16 protein-coding genes and 1 pseudogene are annotated in these 15,744 nt (G+C 44.6%); all 17 read right to left on the minus strand.

The window, feature by feature from the left end; translation table 11 throughout:
• Positions 1 to 72 precede the first annotated feature (72 nt).
• Positions 73 to 948: a 2-oxoacid:ferredoxin oxidoreductase subunit beta gene (locus tag OEV42_13125; GenBank protein MDH3975217.1), complete on the minus strand. Its 876-nt coding sequence runs from the start codon at positions 946 to 948 to the stop codon at positions 73 to 75.
• Positions 945 to 2,666, minus strand: a complete 1,722-nt coding sequence (locus OEV42_13130) for a 2-oxoacid:acceptor oxidoreductase subunit alpha (protein MDH3975218.1) — start codon at positions 2,664 to 2,666, stop codon at positions 945 to 947. Before OEV42_13130 ends, OEV42_13125 begins: the two co-directional genes overlap by 4 nt.
• Positions 2,667 to 2,728: 62 nt before the next feature.
• Positions 2,729 to 3,619, minus strand: a complete 891-nt coding sequence (gene sucD / locus OEV42_13135; protein ID MDH3975219.1) for a succinate--CoA ligase subunit alpha — start codon at positions 3,617 to 3,619, stop codon at positions 2,729 to 2,731.
• Between the two features lie 2 nt (positions 3,620 to 3,621).
• Entirely contained in the window at positions 3,622 to 4,788 is a 1,167-nt protein-coding gene (gene sucC, locus OEV42_13140) for an ADP-forming succinate--CoA ligase subunit beta (GenBank protein MDH3975220.1), read from the minus strand.
• A 228-nt stretch (positions 4,789 to 5,016) separates the two neighbouring features.
• Positions 5,017 to 6,807: a Na(+)/H(+) antiporter subunit D gene (locus OEV42_13145; GenBank protein MDH3975221.1), complete on the minus strand. Its 1,791-nt coding sequence runs from the start codon at positions 6,805 to 6,807 to the stop codon at positions 5,017 to 5,019.
• Positions 6,800 to 7,045 (minus strand): hypothetical protein, encoded by a 246-nt coding sequence (locus OEV42_13150; GenBank protein ID MDH3975222.1) that lies wholly within the window; start codon positions 7,043 to 7,045, stop codon positions 6,800 to 6,802. Before OEV42_13150 ends, OEV42_13145 begins: the two co-directional genes overlap by 8 nt.
• A gap of 145 nt (positions 7,046 to 7,190) precedes the next feature.
• Complete coding sequence (locus OEV42_13155) at positions 7,191 to 8,681, minus strand: monovalent cation/H+ antiporter subunit D family protein (protein MDH3975223.1); 1,491 nt, start codon at positions 8,679 to 8,681, stop codon at positions 7,191 to 7,193.
• Complete coding sequence (locus OEV42_13160; GenBank protein MDH3975224.1) at positions 8,682 to 10,169, minus strand: monovalent cation/H+ antiporter subunit D family protein; 1,488 nt, start codon at positions 10,167 to 10,169, stop codon at positions 8,682 to 8,684. It lies immediately after the preceding gene.
• A complete protein-coding gene (locus tag OEV42_13165) occupies positions 10,166 to 10,519 on the minus strand; it encodes a cation:proton antiporter subunit C (protein ID MDH3975225.1) in 354 nt (117 codons plus the stop codon). Before OEV42_13165 ends, OEV42_13160 begins: the two co-directional genes overlap by 4 nt.
• Positions 10,512 to 10,934, minus strand: a complete 423-nt coding sequence (locus OEV42_13170; protein ID MDH3975226.1) for a Na(+)/H(+) antiporter subunit B — start codon at positions 10,932 to 10,934, stop codon at positions 10,512 to 10,514. Before OEV42_13170 ends, OEV42_13165 begins: the two co-directional genes overlap by 8 nt.
• Complete coding sequence (locus OEV42_13175; protein MDH3975227.1) at positions 10,927 to 11,514, minus strand: DUF4040 domain-containing protein; 588 nt, start codon at positions 11,512 to 11,514, stop codon at positions 10,927 to 10,929. Before OEV42_13175 ends, OEV42_13170 begins: the two co-directional genes overlap by 8 nt.
• Positions 11,504 to 11,836 (minus strand): monovalent cation/H(+) antiporter subunit G, encoded by a 333-nt coding sequence (gene mnhG / locus OEV42_13180; protein MDH3975228.1) that lies wholly within the window; start codon positions 11,834 to 11,836, stop codon positions 11,504 to 11,506. The genes OEV42_13175 and mnhG overlap by 11 nt, the downstream gene beginning before the upstream one ends.
• Positions 11,836 to 12,090: a monovalent cation/H+ antiporter complex subunit F gene (locus OEV42_13185; GenBank protein MDH3975229.1), complete on the minus strand. Its 255-nt coding sequence runs from the start codon at positions 12,088 to 12,090 to the stop codon at positions 11,836 to 11,838. Before OEV42_13185 ends, mnhG begins: the two co-directional genes overlap by 1 nt.
• Complete coding sequence (locus OEV42_13190; GenBank protein ID MDH3975230.1) at positions 12,090 to 12,569, minus strand: Na+/H+ antiporter subunit E; 480 nt, start codon at positions 12,567 to 12,569, stop codon at positions 12,090 to 12,092. Before OEV42_13190 ends, OEV42_13185 begins: the two co-directional genes overlap by 1 nt.
• Before the next feature lie 608 nt (positions 12,570 to 13,177).
• A complete protein-coding gene (nhaD, locus tag OEV42_13195) occupies positions 13,178 to 14,479 on the minus strand; it encodes a sodium:proton antiporter NhaD (GenBank protein MDH3975231.1) in 1,302 nt (433 codons plus the stop codon).
• 120 nt (positions 14,480 to 14,599) lie between these two features.
• Positions 14,600 to 15,461, minus strand: a pseudogene (gene htpX / locus OEV42_13200) (zinc metalloprotease HtpX).
• A gap of 150 nt (positions 15,462 to 15,611) precedes the next feature.
• Positions 15,612 to 15,744, minus strand: a 133-nt coding sequence (locus OEV42_13205; GenBank protein ID MDH3975232.1) for an NADP-dependent isocitrate dehydrogenase, incomplete at its 5' end; no start/stop codon positions are given.

Below are 15,744 nucleotides of genomic sequence, written 5' to 3' on the forward strand. Positions count from 1 at the left end.
CTATCCACTACAAATAAAAAAAGGGGCCACTGTTTTAAACAGCAGCCCCTTTTAAGATTTTGGAAGACACTATCAGACTTTGAATATGTCTGCTATCTTCTGGATATCATAGTCGGGACTTCCACCCTGGCTTTCGATAAGACCGTTGATCTTTTCAACCAGCGTTGGTTTCCTCTCCTGGAAGTAGATTCCCATAAGATCCCTTGCCTCAGGACCCATAGCTACCTCAAGTGCCTTTGTCCTGCTGTCAGGCGTATAGCCCTCTGGCAGAGGTCTTGTAGTCTCCTTGTAAGAAGCCGCAGTATTGATGCTGTTGAATGAAGGGCATGGCGAAAGGATATTAACAAATGAGAAACCTTCATGTTCGATTGCCTTCTGGATCAGCTCAGTACAGTCCTTAGGCTTTCCTGAAAATGCCTGGGCAACAAAAGTTGCACCATAGGTAAGAGCCAATGCAATTGGATTGAAGGGGGTATCAAAGCTGCCATGAGGCGTTGTTTTTGTTTTCATTCCCTCATCACTAGTTGGAGACACCTGACATTTGGTCAAACCGTATACTGAGTTGTCCATGCATACATAGGTAATATCAGTATTCTTCCTGGCAACGTGAGGTACATGACCACCACCGATAGAGAAACCATCACCATCTCCACCGACGCAGATAACCTCAAGTTCAGGGTTTGCAAGCTTAACACCAGCCGCAACTGGAAGGGCTCTACCGTGGAGCGTATGCATTGCATAGGCATCTACGAAGTATGGGAGCCTTGAAGAACAACCGATACCTGATACAAATACAGTCTGCTCCGGATCAACTCCGAGTTGGCTGAGCGCCTTGTAGGTACTGTTCAGAACGGCATAGTCACCGCAACCGGGGCACCATACCGGTGTTATATCACTTTTATACTCCTTGGGAGACAGTTCTAACTTGTTTAGTGCTGAACTTTTCATCCTATCACCTCCTCAACTTTCTCACACATCTCAGCAGGTGTAAATGGCATACCGCCATAGATGTTATATTTTATCGGGTTGATATCGGTCTTTGACCTAATAATCTCTGCAAACTGCCCCTGATAATTGACCTCTGGCACCATGATCTTATCGCATTTTGATGCAAACTCATTGATCTGATCAACTGGAAGCGGCCATACCAGCTTGGGATAGAGGGCAGCAACTTTCTTACCCTTAGCCCTCAGGCGCTTCACGGTCTCCCTGACGCATCCAATAGTTGAGCCCCAGGCAATGAGACCAATATCATTTTGATCATCGCCTTCAAACTCGGCAGGACCATATTCCTCCTCGAGGTTGGCAATCTTATCGTAACGCTTGTCCATCATCTTCACACGGTTTACAGGGTCAAATGCGACTCCTCCGCTCTCCTTATGTTCAAGACCGGTGGCTATATGCCTTCCACCTTTGTCACCAGGTAGAGCTACTGGAGAGATGTTGTCGTCTGTGATCTCATACCTGAGGTACTTCTCATCACCCTTGGGACCTTCAAAGCGCTTCCTTCTTACCCTCTTGGCCGACTTCATATCAGGCCTTGCTATAGATTCTGTTCTGAAGCCCATTGATCCATCTGAAAGCATGAATACAGGCAACTGGTACTTCTCAGCAAGTTCAAAGGCCTTGATGGTAAGTTCATAGCAGTCACTAACATTCTCTGCAGCGAGTATGATCCTTGGAGCATCGCCATGGCTACCGTGAGCTGAGATAAAGAGATCGGACTGCTCATGTTTGGTTGGCATGCCCGTTGCCGGTCCACCCCTCTGAACACCTACAATAACGAGAGGCGTTTCAGACATACTGGACATACCGATCAACTCCGACATGAGTGAGATACCGGGGCCGGATGTCGCTGTCATGGATCGCTTTCCTGCATAGGAAGCGCCGATAACGTTAGCAAGGGATGCTATCTCATCTTCGGCCTGAACCAGCGTTCCACCGGTTTTGTATATATGGTCAGCAGTAAAATAGGCAACCTCTGTTGCTGGTGTTATTGGATAGCAGGAAAAAAACTCAACTCCGGCAGCAATACCGCCCAGTCCGGCAGCATCATTTCCGGAGATGATAATCATGTCCTTCTTCTCACTCTTGGTGACTCTGTAGTCATCTGTCTTGGTGAGATTGTTCTTACAGTAGTCACGACCAGCTTCCAGGGCCTTGAGGTTGACATCTACAACATCCTGTCCCTTTTTGCTGAACTTATCAATAATGAACTGTTTGAAAAGGTCATAATCGAGGTCGAAGAGGCCTGAAAGAGCTCCCATAGCTACCACATTCTTGGAGCGGTAAACACCGAGGTCTTCCTTGGCAATTTTGCTCATAGGAACAGCATAAGAAATAACACCTTCATGCTCTTCCGGTTCAAAATCTCCACCAGGTCCATCATAAACAAATACCTTGCCTGGTGTAAGGAACTTCTTGTTCATTTCGTAAGCTTCACCATTGAAGGCAACAAAAATATCAAAACCATCACCTTCACAAAGAATATCCTCATCAGATATTCTCGTTTGGTACATTGCATAACCACCCTTGATTTCAGCTGGGAAAGTCTTGAATGTAAGAATATTATTACCGGCCTTCGCTGCTATTGCAGCTATGAAGTCACCTGTACTGATAATACCTTCTCCACCTTCTCCGCCGACTCTTATAGTAAGATCAGCCAATTTGATACCTCCTCTATTTTTCTAGTTTATTAATTTTTTTAATAAGCCACTTATAATAAAGATCAAGCTGTTTGCTCTTTAGCATTTAACCGCTCAGCCATCATTTTCCCAATATCAGCAGGGCTCTTGGCAACAGTAATTCCGGCAGCTTCAAGAGCTGCAATTTTCTCAGTTGCAGTACCTTTTCCACCGGAAATAATAGCACCTGCATGTCCCATTCTCTTTCCCGGAGGTGCTGTCATACCTGCAATAAAACCAACAACAGGTTTTTTAACATTGGCTTTAATAAAATCAGCAGCTTCTTCTTCTGCCGTACCACCGATCTCACCAATCATGACAATACCTTCTGTATCAGGATCTTCATTAAAAAGAGAAATAACATCAATAAAGTTAGTTCCATTTACAGGATCACCACCAATACCAACACAGGTAGACTGTCCAATACCGAGCTTTGTTAACTGATCAACTGCCTCATAGGTAAGGGTGCCGCTTCTTGATACAACGCCAATCTTACCTTCCTTGTGAATGTAACCAGGCATAATTCCGATCTTGCACTCACCGGGAGTAATAACGCCAGGACAGTTTGGCCCGACAAGGCGACTTTTACTGCCTTCCAGTGCCCTTTTGACTTTCACCATATCTAGAACAGGAATGCCTTCTGTAATACAGATAACCAATTCTATTCCTGCATCAACAGCCTCAAGAATAGCATCGGCTGCAAATGGAGGGGGGACGAATATCATTGTTGCATTAGCTCCGGTCGCATCAACAGCATCAGCGACAGTATTAAAAACAGGAACACCATCTTCGGTCGTTAGTCCACCCTTACCGGGAGTTACACCACCAACCATCTGAGTTCCATACTCTTTACACATTTTTGTATGAAAAGCACCTGCACTACCAGTAATACCCTGGCAAATAACTTTCGTATCTTTATTAATTAATATGCTCATAATTAAGCCCCCTTCGTCGCAGCAACTACTTTTTCAGCCGCATCTTTCATTCCTTCTGCCGCAATAAGATCAATACCTGACTCTGCAAGCAGTTTTTTACCTAGATCAACATTTGTCCCTTCAAGTCTGACAACGAGAGGAACCTTAAGGTCAACCTCTTTGGCAGCGGCAATAACACCTGCGGCTATAACATCGCACTTCATAATTCCACCAAAGATGTTTACCAGAATGGCTTCAACCTTGGGATCAGAAAGAATAATTTTAAAAGCTTCCGTTACCCGCTCTTCAGTCGCACTGCCACCTACGTCAAGGAAGTTGGCAGGAGAACCACCATGCAATTTAATTGTATCCATAGTTCCCATAGCAAGTCCGGCACCATTCACCATACAGCCAATGTTGCCATCAAGTGAAATGTAGCTCAGTTCATGTTTGGAAGCTTCAATTTCATTGGGGTCTTCCTCATCAAAGTCTCTCATCTCTTCAATGGCTTTTTGACGATAGAGAGAGTTACTATCAAAATTCATTTTTGCGTCAAGTGCCATTACATCACCACTGCCTGTAACAACCATCGGGTTGATTTCAGCTAGTGAACAATCTGAATCAACAAAAGCCTGATACAATCCCATCATAAGTTTAACTGTTTTACCTACCTGCGCCTTATCAAGACCAAGGCCAAATGCAAGATTTCTTGCCTGGTATGCCTGAAAACCGACAGCCGGATCAACAATCTCTTTGAGAATTTTCTCAGGTGTTTTTTCAGCGACCTCCTCAATCTCCATTCCACCTTCTGTACTGGCCATCATGACAACTCTTGATGTTGCTCTATCGATGACCATACCAAGGTAAAGCTCCCTTTTGATATCACACCCTTCTTCAACAAGGATTCTTTTAACTTCTTTACCTTCAGGCCCTGTCTGATGGGTTACCAGTTGCATTCCAAGAATCTCTTTAGCAAATTCTTTAGCTTCAGACTTGGATTTGGCAACCTTCACTCCACCGCCTTTTCCTCTTCCTCCTGCATGGATCTGCGCCTTTACAACACATACATCGGTTTCCAACTCTCTGGCAATTTCATCCGCTTCGGCTGGTGTATAGGCCACCTTACCATTGGGGACAATAACGCCATACTTCCTCAGTATTTCTTTTCCCTGATACTCATGAATATTCATATAAAAACTCCCTATATTTTGAAAGTGAAGGCTGCATTATAGCCATTCTGGTAAAATAATCAAGGATTATCGGTCTCATCAAACTGATTATTTAGTGATCGTAAAATTATGTTCTATTTCCCCATTATCCGGAAGCTATTAAATTAATTAAACATTCTACCTGCATTAATTGAAAAACCGGGCCAAAGTAATTTATTCTCACTAAAATCCCCTAAGTATGGAAGATGCCTAGAAGAAATAAAAAAGTAAGTACACAAGCAGGAAGACCGTCACCCAGGTCACCGTCGAGCCTATTGGCCAACGCTGGATAATATCACCGGGATAGATCTTTTTTTCACGCTCTATTCTCTCTCTAATCTTCGGCACATTCTTGCCACTTGCAAATACAATTTCTATATAATCAAGCCCTATCTTCGCAACTCCTGCCGGATTCTTACCAAACCAGATAAACCAGTTGGGAATACGATCAAAGAAGAGCTTTGCAAACCAGGCCCATATACAGGCAATAACATTTTCATTAAACCAGTTGAAGGAATCTGCACCCTTGCGGTAAATGAGATCAGCATCAAGATTGACTGCCCTCTTCTCAGCCGGGTATATGCCTGCAAGCATGAGGAGAGCAAAGGCAAGTGCTGAAAAGCCCAGAAGCTGCAACTGGGCCACCACATGGGCCGTCGTATAGGGCTCATACTCTACAGGATAGGGTAGTATACTGTACAGAGGCCCGGGAAAAGTCCCGATGAATATGCACATGAAGGCGGAAATCCCCATAGCGATGAGCATATTGAGTGGTGCTTCCTTTGGCCTGAGACCCGAATCATGGCCGAAGAATGCAAAGAAGGGGATTTTGATCCCTGCATGGTGAAAAACCCCCGCCGATGCGAATAAAAGTATGAGCCAGACCCAGGAATAATGCTCGCGCGCTGCAGCCGACATTACCATAGTTTTGCTCACAAAGGCGCTAAATAGAGGGAATGCCGAGATTGACGCAGCACCTATGATGCAGAAAATCGCCGTAAGGGGCATGGTCTTATAGAGTCCTCCAAGATCGGTAGCATTGATCTTTCCCGTACGGTACATAACAGCACCCATAGACATGAATAATAGCCCCTTAAAGATAACATCCGTAAAGGCATGGGCTGCTGCTCCATTTATGGCCATCTCAGTCCCTATACCTACGCCGACAACCATAAAACCGACCTGATTGATCAGGCTGTAAGCTAGAACACGTCTCATATCATTTTCTATTACAGCGTAAAATATGGGGAATGCCGCCATGGCCGCCCCTATCCAGATAAGCATCTCTGTTCCTGGAAAAGACCTGGCTAAAACGTAAACAGCCGTCTTTGTCGTAAAGGCACTTAAGTAAACCGTTCCTGCAATTGTTGCCTCGGGATAGGCGTCGGAAAGCCATGTATGAAAGAAGGGCCAGGCACAGTTAACACCGAATCCGAAAAATATGAGATAAGAGGCGACACCGTTAAGACCCATGAAGCCGAATTCAAGGGGTCCACCCGTCTGGACGTGGATAATAATACCGGCAAGAAGAAGTAGTCCACCTACAAAGTGGAAAAGAGCATAACGAAAACCGGCCCTAATCGATTTATCGGTCCCCCTCGCCCAAATAAGGAAGACGGAGCCAACTGTCATCATCTCCCAGAAAAAGAAGAGACTTAAGAGATCACCGGCAAAAATGACTCCAAGGGCACTCCCAGAATAAAGAAGACCGGCCATATATTCCAGATTATTCTTCATACACATGGAATAGATCACCGTTATAAAGGCCGTTATATGGAATATATAGGCAAATAGGAGACTTAGCCTGTCCGTCTTAATGAGAGTTAACGTATAGTTCAGAAACTCAACCTCAACAGAAGCCCCTGCCGGAAGCATAAACAGATTTATAAATCCCAATACAGGGAGAGTGAGCAGGTAAGCGCTTTGGGCTTTCCCCCTGAAAAGCGGGACGGCCAGAGCACCGATGATGAATATAAATGCAGGAGGGATCATACTAGTCATAATAATCCTCTTTCCGCTCCACTATGGGCCTGAGTATATATTTTGCCACCAGTACGAGGACGACACATGCCACGAAACCGTAGGCGGCATGAAAGGCGGGCCATTCCTCCCAGTGGTAGTCGCCATGCTTGTGAATAAAGAGGTCAGGCAGAAGCAGTAATCCGCAAACAATGTAAAAGCCAATCCTAAACCTTTTCACATTCTTCGGGTCATCAAATATCTTACATTCTTTTTTCATTTCTTCACTCATAAGCTAACCCAGATAAAAAACGACTCCCAAATATATAATTCCAAGAGCGAAAACTGCATAAAAGACAGGTAGATATCCTGGCAGCGAATCATGTTTGAGTACCATGATCTCGCCCTTTTCATTCTTTTCCATATCAGACGCCACCGGTCACCTCCTTAACAGTAAGGGTTGCAAGATCGTAAAAGAGCGACGGCCACAGAAAAAGTATTAACACACCCGCCGCTGTTATCATGATAGGTACAGTCATAAAGGGTGTAGCATCCTTCACCTCTTCACCGGCATGTACATCAGGCTCTTTAAAAAAAGCGGAATATACGATGGGGAGGAAATAGCATGCATTAATTATGGTACTGGCTGCCAGAACAGCTATGATGATAAGCATATCCGCCTGTACCGAACCGGAAGCAATGAACCACTTGCTCAGGAAACCAGCAAAAGGAGGTACCCCTATCATGGAGAAGCTGCCAATGGTAAAGGCGCCCATCGTAATAGGCATCTGCCTGCCGATACCATTAAGCTCACTGACTTTCGTTTTGTGGGCTGCCACATAGATGGCCCCTGCCGCAAAGAAGAGAGTAATCTTTCCGAAAGCATGAATCACTATATGCATAATACTCCCGGTGATCCCTGCAGCAGTTAAAAGTGCTACACCAAGTACAACATAGGAGAGCTGGCCGATCGTCGAATAGGCCAGCCTCGCTTTAAGATTGTCCTGCCTGAGAGCCGTAATGGATGCAAGTATCATGGTAACAGAGGCAAGCACCACGAGGAAAGTCCCCATACCCAACTCGCTGAGAAGGTTTACTCCAAATACGTGGATAACAACTTTGATAATGACAAAAACACCTGTTTTGACAACAGCAACAGCGTGTAATAACGCGCTTACAGGAGTGGGAGCAACCATTGCTGACGGAAGCCAGGAATGAAAAGGCATCAAAGCCGCTTTCGCCACACCCGCTATATAAAGAATAAAAATAATTATCAACAGCGTGGAACTGGTACTCTCCTTCACATCACCGAAAATGCCGCCTGCTGAAAAATCGAGACTCCCTGTCACCTGCCATGTCATTACAATAGCGAGGAGGAAGAAGGCTACTGATGTACCCATGAGGTAAGTGAGGTACTTCCTTGCCCCGCCAAAGGCCTCATCAGTTTGTTTATGGGCAACGAGAGGAAAAGTTGCAAAGGTGATAATTTCATAGAATACAAAGGCCGTAAAGAGGTTAGCGGAAAATGCAACCCCCATCGTCGCAGCCAGTGTTAATGCAAAAAAAGCGAAGAAACGGGTCTGGTTCTTCTCACCAAGGGAGCGTACATAGCCAATAGCATAAAAGGATGTAATGATCCAGAGGAACGATGCTGTAAGGGCAAAGGATATGCCAAGTGCATCGACACGAAAACCAAGCAGAAGTCCCGGCAGTGGTTCCACCAGGTTGAAACTTATAACTTTGCCTCCGAGCACAGCAGGTATCATGGAGGCCGTAATAATGAACATGGTGACAGCAGCCGCAATAGTCCACCCCTCTCTCAAATTGGGTTTACTACCGGACAGCGCTATGAGTAAAACAGCAACAATCGGTACCGTTATCGCCATTAGAGGTGTTATGGAATTAAGCGTTTCCAATCAACCACCTCCCAGCAGCATGGCCGCTGCCCTGTTCGTAATGGATAAAGGGAGCTGTGTAAAGATACCGAAGAGAAGGCACAGAAGCGCCATGACGAAGGTAGGCACTACCATCCCTATGGGTGCTTCGACACAACCGGACGTCCCGGCCGAAGGCTCCTTAAAATATATTTTCTCCACAATACGCCAGAAATAAATAGCTGTTAGCAAAGAACTGACTAGTATAACAACGACGATAATCCACATTCCCGCCTTGAGCGCTCCAAGAGCCAGGTACCATTTACTGACAAAACCGACGGTAAGAGGCAGCCCTATCATAGATAGCGCACCAATAGTAAAGGCAGCCATGGTAAAAGGCATTTTCCGACCCATTCCTTCAAAGGCCGATATATCTTCAATACCGGTCCTGTAGATAACAGCCCCTACGACAAGGAAGAGTGAGCATTTCATGAGAGCGTGGTTCAGAATATGAATTAGACTCCCTGACATACTCACTTCATTTGCTATTGCCACGCCGAGAACAATATAACCAATCTGCCCAACACTGGAATAAGCAAGCATGCGCTTAATATTGGTCTGAGCGATGGCAACAGCCGACCCGGCAATGATAGCGATGGCAGAAAGAACAAGAAGTATCTTGGTAACCGGTATAACATTAAGATCAAACTCCACGCCAAAGACGGTAAACATGATCCTGATCAGGATGTAGGCAAAAACTTTTGTTGACGTTGCAGACATTACTGCAGAAACAACAGACGGTGCCTTGGTATAGGCCTCAGGCAGCCATATATGGAGGGGGAAAAGGGCCATCTTAAGGCTTATTCCTACTGTAAAAAATGCAAATGCCGTCCGAATCGCCTTGGAATCATAAAGTGCCGGTAAACGTTCGCTGAGATCAGCCATGTTAAGTGTTCCCGTCATCATATAGAGATAACCGATCCCTATTAAAATGAATGAAGCACCAATGGATCCGAGGATGAGGTAGTTATAGCTTGCAAGTAGTGCCCCTCTCTTCCGTCCCGAAGCAATAAGGGCGTAACCGGTGAGGGATGCAATCTCGATAAAAACATAGAGGTTGAATATGTCGCCAGTCATGACGATTCCCATCATCCCCGTAATAAAAAGGATATAGATGGTATAAAACTGCGGTCTCTTACATTCATCTATTTCAGCTTCCACGCTCTTTTTTGCATAGAGGGCACCGACGAAACCGATAAATGCAATTATGGTAACGACAAAGCTGTTCAGATAGTCAATAGCATAAACGATACCTATTGGTGCTGTCCACCCTCCGAACTGATAGGATATGGCACCACCGGACATGACAACATTCAGGATAAAGAGGGCGATAATCAATGAAGCAAATGTTGCAGCAATGGAGATATAGCAACCTGCCTGACGGAAAAGTCCGCTCACAATCGGGATAATTAACGCCGATAAAAGAGGGATGATTATTAAAAGTGCGGGAAGGTGTTCAAAAATCGTCAATCTTGCATCTCCAAAAGTTTGTCCTCTTCAATGGTACCGTAGGCATTGTATATCCTGATTACAAGTGCCAGAGCAACAGCGGTTGTTGCCACACCGACAACGATGGCGGTGAGCATGAGACAGTGCGGAAGCGGATTATCATACATTCCCGCCTCATCCCAGAGGATGGGAGCTGTTCCGCCATTGACCTTTGAGATGGAAATATAGAATAGAAATATTGCCGTCTGGAATATATTCATGCTGATAATTTTCTTGATAAGGTTCTCTTTCGCTATCATTCCGTAAAAACCGACCATCATCAGTGTAATATAGATCCAGTAATTATACTTGCCTGCAATCAACTCAATCATCACTCTTATCCGCTGTATCAAAGAATATAGAAATCATTCCAACTGCTACCGTTATCCCCACACCGATCTCGATGCCGAAAATACCCAAATGAATTGCCAGTTTTTCCGATCCCAAAGGGAGGCTGCTGTATTCCAAAAAGGCGCCACCGGCCAGCATACAAACGACACCGATCCCGGCAAAGATCAATACACCTAAAGGAGGCAAAATGGTTCCTGCCTTTTCGGAAAGGTGCCTTCTCCCCTCTTCTTTGCCAAAAACGATGGAGAGGAGAATGATGCTGGCACCAAGAATAACTCCCCCCTGAAATCCGCCACCCGGCCCAAGCTCCCCATGGGCAATAACATAGAGGCCGAAAAGCTGGATAAAGGGTATCATCATCCTGCATATGGTCCTTATAGTTACCTGATCATTCATCGGACTTTTCCTTCTCCTCCCTGTTTCGTCTCAGAATCAGGAGAACACACAAAGCGGCAGTGAAAACAACGGCTGTCTCTCCCAGGGTATCGTAACCCCGGTAGCTGGCCAGGATCGATGTGACAATATTGTCCGATAAGGTATCATGCTTGCCATGCTCGAGCATATAAGGCGCTACATGTCTATTGGCCGGTGCATGGGGATCACCGAAATCGGGCAGACCCATTGTGCCGTAAACAAGCATGGCACCGGTCATAAAAACAATGAGACGCGAAATAATATTGTGCTTTTTTATTGTCTTCTTAGCGCTTGCCCTCTCATCATCGGATAGAGAATCACTCAGTTGTTCCTCGCCACGCCTCGTTCTGCTCAGAGCTGCCAAAAGCAATACCGTTGTAATACCGGCTCCAACAGTAGCCTCGGTGAAGGCTACATCGACTGCATTAAGACGGGTCCAGACAATGGCCATAATGAGGCTGTATGCACCCATGATTATGGTTGCACTCAGGAGATCCATCATCTCTATAACGACAATTGCGCATACAACGAGAAGAAGGAGGAGCAAAACATCAATAATCATTCCTTGAACCTCCTTCTTTATCCCCTTTTTTCCAATGTTTTAAACCGACTACTAATGCGGCATTTGCCAGTGCATGAGTTGCAGTAGGATTGGCAATGAAAACAAATGCGATAATAATGAGTAGTTTTAAGCTAACCAATGAAAAGCCCTCGTAAACAATCAGGCCGAGCAGCACCATGGCAAGCCCCATAGTATCGCATTTGCCCGCAGCATGGATTCTTGAATAGAAATCAGGAAAACGAACCAGACCTATGGCTGCCACAAAAATGAAGAAGCAGCCTGTAAAGATAAAAATCCCTGCAATAATACTTATTATTTCCATTAGTCCAGCCTTCCTGATTCACGGAATTTGAGAAAGGCAATGGTTGCGATAAAGTTAATGAGGGCATAGACGAGGGCAATATCCATGAAGTGGGGCCTTTCATAAATATAGCCAATAAGCGCTATGAGTGCCACAGTCTTTGTGCCTATTACGTTAACAGAGAGGACCCTGTCACACACTCTGGGACCAATGATTGCCCGGTAGAGTACGATCATAACAGATATTATGATTATGATAGCTGCAGCACTAAACATCAGGCGTCCTCAATCCATTTTACCCAGGCTTGCATCTCACCGGAAAGGAGGTCATCTGCATGTTTACCGGACAAAGCATGAACGATATACTCCCCCCTGCTATTTGCCGAGAGCGTAACCGTACCGGGTGTAAGTGTTATAGAGTTGGAAAGCGCTGCGATCCCAAGATCAGTTTTGAGATCTGACTTGAATTTTACGATACAAGGTTCTATCGGCATCTGCGGGTGCAGCGCACGATATACGACATCAATATTTGCCTTAACAATCTGCCATATGAGCCAGAAGAAATAGGGAACAAACCGGATGAATCTCTTAAATCCCGTCCCGACACGGGCACCCTTCCCGATCAAAAGGTTAGCCGAGAGAAAAGCAACGAGCAGGCTGGATACAACAGCAGCCACAACAAGAATAACTGAAAATTCTCCTGACAGTAGAAACCAGAAGAGTAGCATAGTAATAGTCGTAACGATAAAACTCATGATAGTCCAATATTACAATAGAGGTTTAGTATGCGTTCAGCAACAATCATGTTTAAAGCAATTAAATTCTTTCACAACAATGGCAATGACTAAGGCAAATACTACCTGCCCTGCCCTCCACTGCGCCACCTGCCCAAACCAGAACAAGGATCAGAGCAGTTAAAAGTAAGATACCCCCTGAATTTACACTAATCACTTTACAACTAAATAGTTGGCAAATGATCTAAGATATAAATTAAAAAGGCCAACATACCTCCACCAGTTAAAAGTGGTTTATGCTGGCCTACCCCCCAGCGCATAAGCTCCGGATTGTCATCCATCTGAAATTTTACCAAGCCCATGCCAAAATTCGACCAAAGTCGCCTATCAACATCTGCTAAAAAAGGTGAGCATTATAGTACATGTGATTAGTAATCGTCAATAAAATTAAGACTAGACTTTTGCGAACAAAGTCTTCTGAACATATAAGCAACTACTATTCATCCAGACTTACTACTCATTTCAGGTAGACAAATCGAATTTCTTCAAATATTTGTTCCTTGAACAAAAAAGGAGCAAACCTGAATAAGGCCTAACACTTTATTTATTTAAATGTACACCCTGCCCTGCTATCTCAAACCACTCGTAACCAGATACCATGATGCAATACTTATTGCATAGGCAAGTACTATAAGCGGTGTCCACTTCAGATGACTCATAAAGGTATATGCATCTCTTCTCACTCCCATAACAGCTACCCCTGCAGCTGAACCAACGGATAGAAGGCTTCCCCCTACCCCTGCCGAAAAAGTAACGAGTAACCACTGGTCGAGCCCCATCTCCGGCCTCATCTGTAAGACAGCAAACATGACAGGAATATTATCAACGACAGCAGAAACAAGCCCCACAAGAATATTTGAGGTTGTATCACCAAGCATGCCATAAGAATATTGATTTACAAGTGTCAGGTAACCAATGTACTGTAGTCCCCCTACACCCATAATTACACCAAAGAAAAAGAGTAGTGTATCAAACTCAACATCCTTGATCTTATTAAAAATATCAAACTTATCATCATACTGATTTACGCTATCACTAATTTTTAGCCAAAAACCGAGTGCCATGAGAGCACCAAGACCCATCATCATCCCCATAAAGGGTGGAAGATGAAGAAATTGATGAAAGCTGACAGCTGTAGCAATCGTCAAAATCCCAAATGTTATAATTCTCTTGGAACCTACCTTCATTTTTACCTTGACGATTTCTCCTTGAGGGACCTCTTTAGGTACAAAAGGATACATACAGGCAGCAACGATTACCCAGTTCAGAATCGATGGAATAATGATGTAGGAAAATTGAGAGGTAGGCACATGCCCTGCCGTCCAAACCATTAAGGTGGTAATATCACCGAAGGGGCTCCATGCACCACCGGCATTGGCAGCAACAACGATATTCACAAAAGCCGGGACAATGAACTTTTTATTGTTTCCCCCAACTGCACTTGCAACAGTTGCCATCAGCAGCGCACTTGTCAGGTTATCAGCAATGGGTGACAGGCAGAAGGTAATACCACCTGTCGCAAGAAAAAGTGACCTGTAACTCATCCTCTTACTGAGCATCCATGTTCTCAAAGCCTCAAAAACATTTCTCTCAGCCAGTGCATTAATATAGGTCATAGCAGCAAGAAGAAAGAAGAAAAGCTCACCAATCTCTATGACCAGAAGTTTAACCGCCTCTTCCGCATGATGCTCACCACTGTGAGAAGCTTCATAGATTCCAATTGCCAGCCATATTAACGTACCGGCCAAAAGCACCGGTTTTGACTTTCTAAGAAGTATCTTTTCCTCAAAAATAACGAGCAAATAAGAAACAACAAAGATGGTCAATGCCGCAAACCCTACCCAGGCAGTCATCATGCTGCTATGATCCATATAATTTCTCTAATTATTTTTTTAAAAAGACGAAAGTCCAAACTACAAACAGGGCAATAAATCAACAAAAAAGTCATACAAAGCGTTAAAAAAGGGCCCTGACTTCTTTGTTTACATCATTCATTTTGAAGCCATGGTTTCAAGACGCCTTACCCTGTCCTCAATTGGCGGATGAGTACTAAAAAGGGACATAAGGCCTTTCCCTGTTAGGGGATTGACGATGAACATATGAGCCGTCGCTTCCTGAGTTGATTCATTGACATGCATAGGAATCTGCTTAGACCCCATTTCCAGCTTTTTCAATGCACTGGCCAGGTAATCAGGTCTACCGCAAATCCTGGCACCTTCACTGTCTGCACCATACTCTCTAGATCTTGAGATAGCCATTTGAACAATCATAGCGGCAATAGGTGCAATGATCATCATGGCTATCATAACGGCGGGATGTGTTCCACCCTCTTCATCGTTATTTCTACCACCACCAAAAATCAGAGCCCATTGCGCCATATTTGCCAACATACTGACAGCTCCAGCAATGGTAGCCGCAATACTTCCCACAAGGATATCCCTGTTTTTGACGTGAGCAAGTTCATGCGCCATGACGCCTTCCAACTCTTCCTTCGTAAGCAGTCTCAAAATCCCGGTAGTGGCTGCAACTGCCGCATGCTCCGGGTTTCTTCCTGTGGCAAAAGCATTAGGTGTATCCTGGGGAATAATATAAACTTTGGGCATAGGTAAATTTGCCTTCTGTGACAGATCTTTGACCATATTATAAAACTGTGGCTCCTGACTTTCCGTCACTTCCTGAGCCTTGTACATGGAAAGAACAATCTTGTCAGAAAACCAGTAAGATCCAAAATTCATAACAAGAGCAATAACAAATGCAAAGACGGCCCCACTTTGGCCTCCCAGAGCCCCACCAGCCCACACAAGTATTAAGGTTAATGCTGTCTAAAAGCATTGTTGTTTTTATTGTGTTCATTCCTTTTTCTCCCCCCTTTTGAGCTAAATTACCTTTCCTGTTAAAGAGGAGCAGCAGACACTGCCCCTCTAATTCTTTACAGGAGGTTTCTTTTTATCATTGTTTTTTTGAACCTATATTGATACCAATAATGACAAAAAGTTCACTCATTTAAGAGATAGAATTAACGATTCCATTCAGTGTAGCGCTTGGACGCATGGCGGCTGAGGCCCTGGCATCGTCAGGATGGTAGTAACCACCGATGTCCTGAGGCTTGCCCTGGGCGCCGATGAGTTCGTCATTG

It is taken from the genome of Deltaproteobacteria bacterium, assembly GCA_029860075.1.
GTDB lineage: Bacteria > Desulfobacterota > JADFVX01 > JADFVX01 > JADFVX01 > JAOUBX01.

Bases quoted from the DNA above. Each gene is read 5' to 3' on its own strand.
- OEV42_13125 (MDH3975217.1), bottom strand. From the start codon at position 948: ATGAAAAGTTCAGCACTAAACAAGTTAGAACTGTCTCCCAAGGAGTAT.
- sucD (MDH3975219.1), bottom strand. From the start codon at position 3,619: ATGAGCATATTAATTAATAAAGATACGAAAGTTATTTGCCAGGGTATT.
- sucC (MDH3975220.1), bottom strand. From the start codon at position 4,788: ATGAATATTCATGAGTATCAGGGAAAAGAAATACTGAGGAAGTATGGC.
- OEV42_13145 (MDH3975221.1), bottom strand. From the start codon at position 6,807: ATGACTAGTATGATCCCTCCTGCATTTATATTCATCATCGGTGCTCTG.
- OEV42_13150 (MDH3975222.1), bottom strand. From the start codon at position 7,045: ATGAAAAAAGAATGTAAGATATTTGATGACCCGAAGAATGTGAAAAGG.
- OEV42_13165 (MDH3975225.1), bottom strand. From the start codon at position 10,519: ATGATTGAGTTGATTGCAGGCAAGTATAATTACTGGATCTATATTACA.
- OEV42_13170 (MDH3975226.1), bottom strand. From the start codon at position 10,934: ATGAATGATCAGGTAACTATAAGGACCATATGCAGGATGATGATACCC.
- OEV42_13175 (MDH3975227.1), bottom strand. From the start codon at position 11,514: ATGATTATTGATGTTTTGCTCCTCCTTCTTCTCGTTGTATGCGCAATT.
- mnhG (MDH3975228.1), bottom strand. From the start codon at position 11,836: ATGGAAATAATAAGTATTATTGCAGGGATTTTTATCTTTACAGGCTGC.
- OEV42_13185 (MDH3975229.1), bottom strand. From the start codon at position 12,090: ATGTTTAGTGCTGCAGCTATCATAATCATAATATCTGTTATGATCGTA.
- OEV42_13190 (MDH3975230.1), bottom strand. From the start codon at position 12,569: ATGAGTTTTATCGTTACGACTATTACTATGCTACTCTTCTGGTTTCTA.
- nhaD (MDH3975231.1), bottom strand. From the start codon at position 14,479: ATGGATCATAGCAGCATGATGACTGCCTGGGTAGGGTTTGCGGCATTG.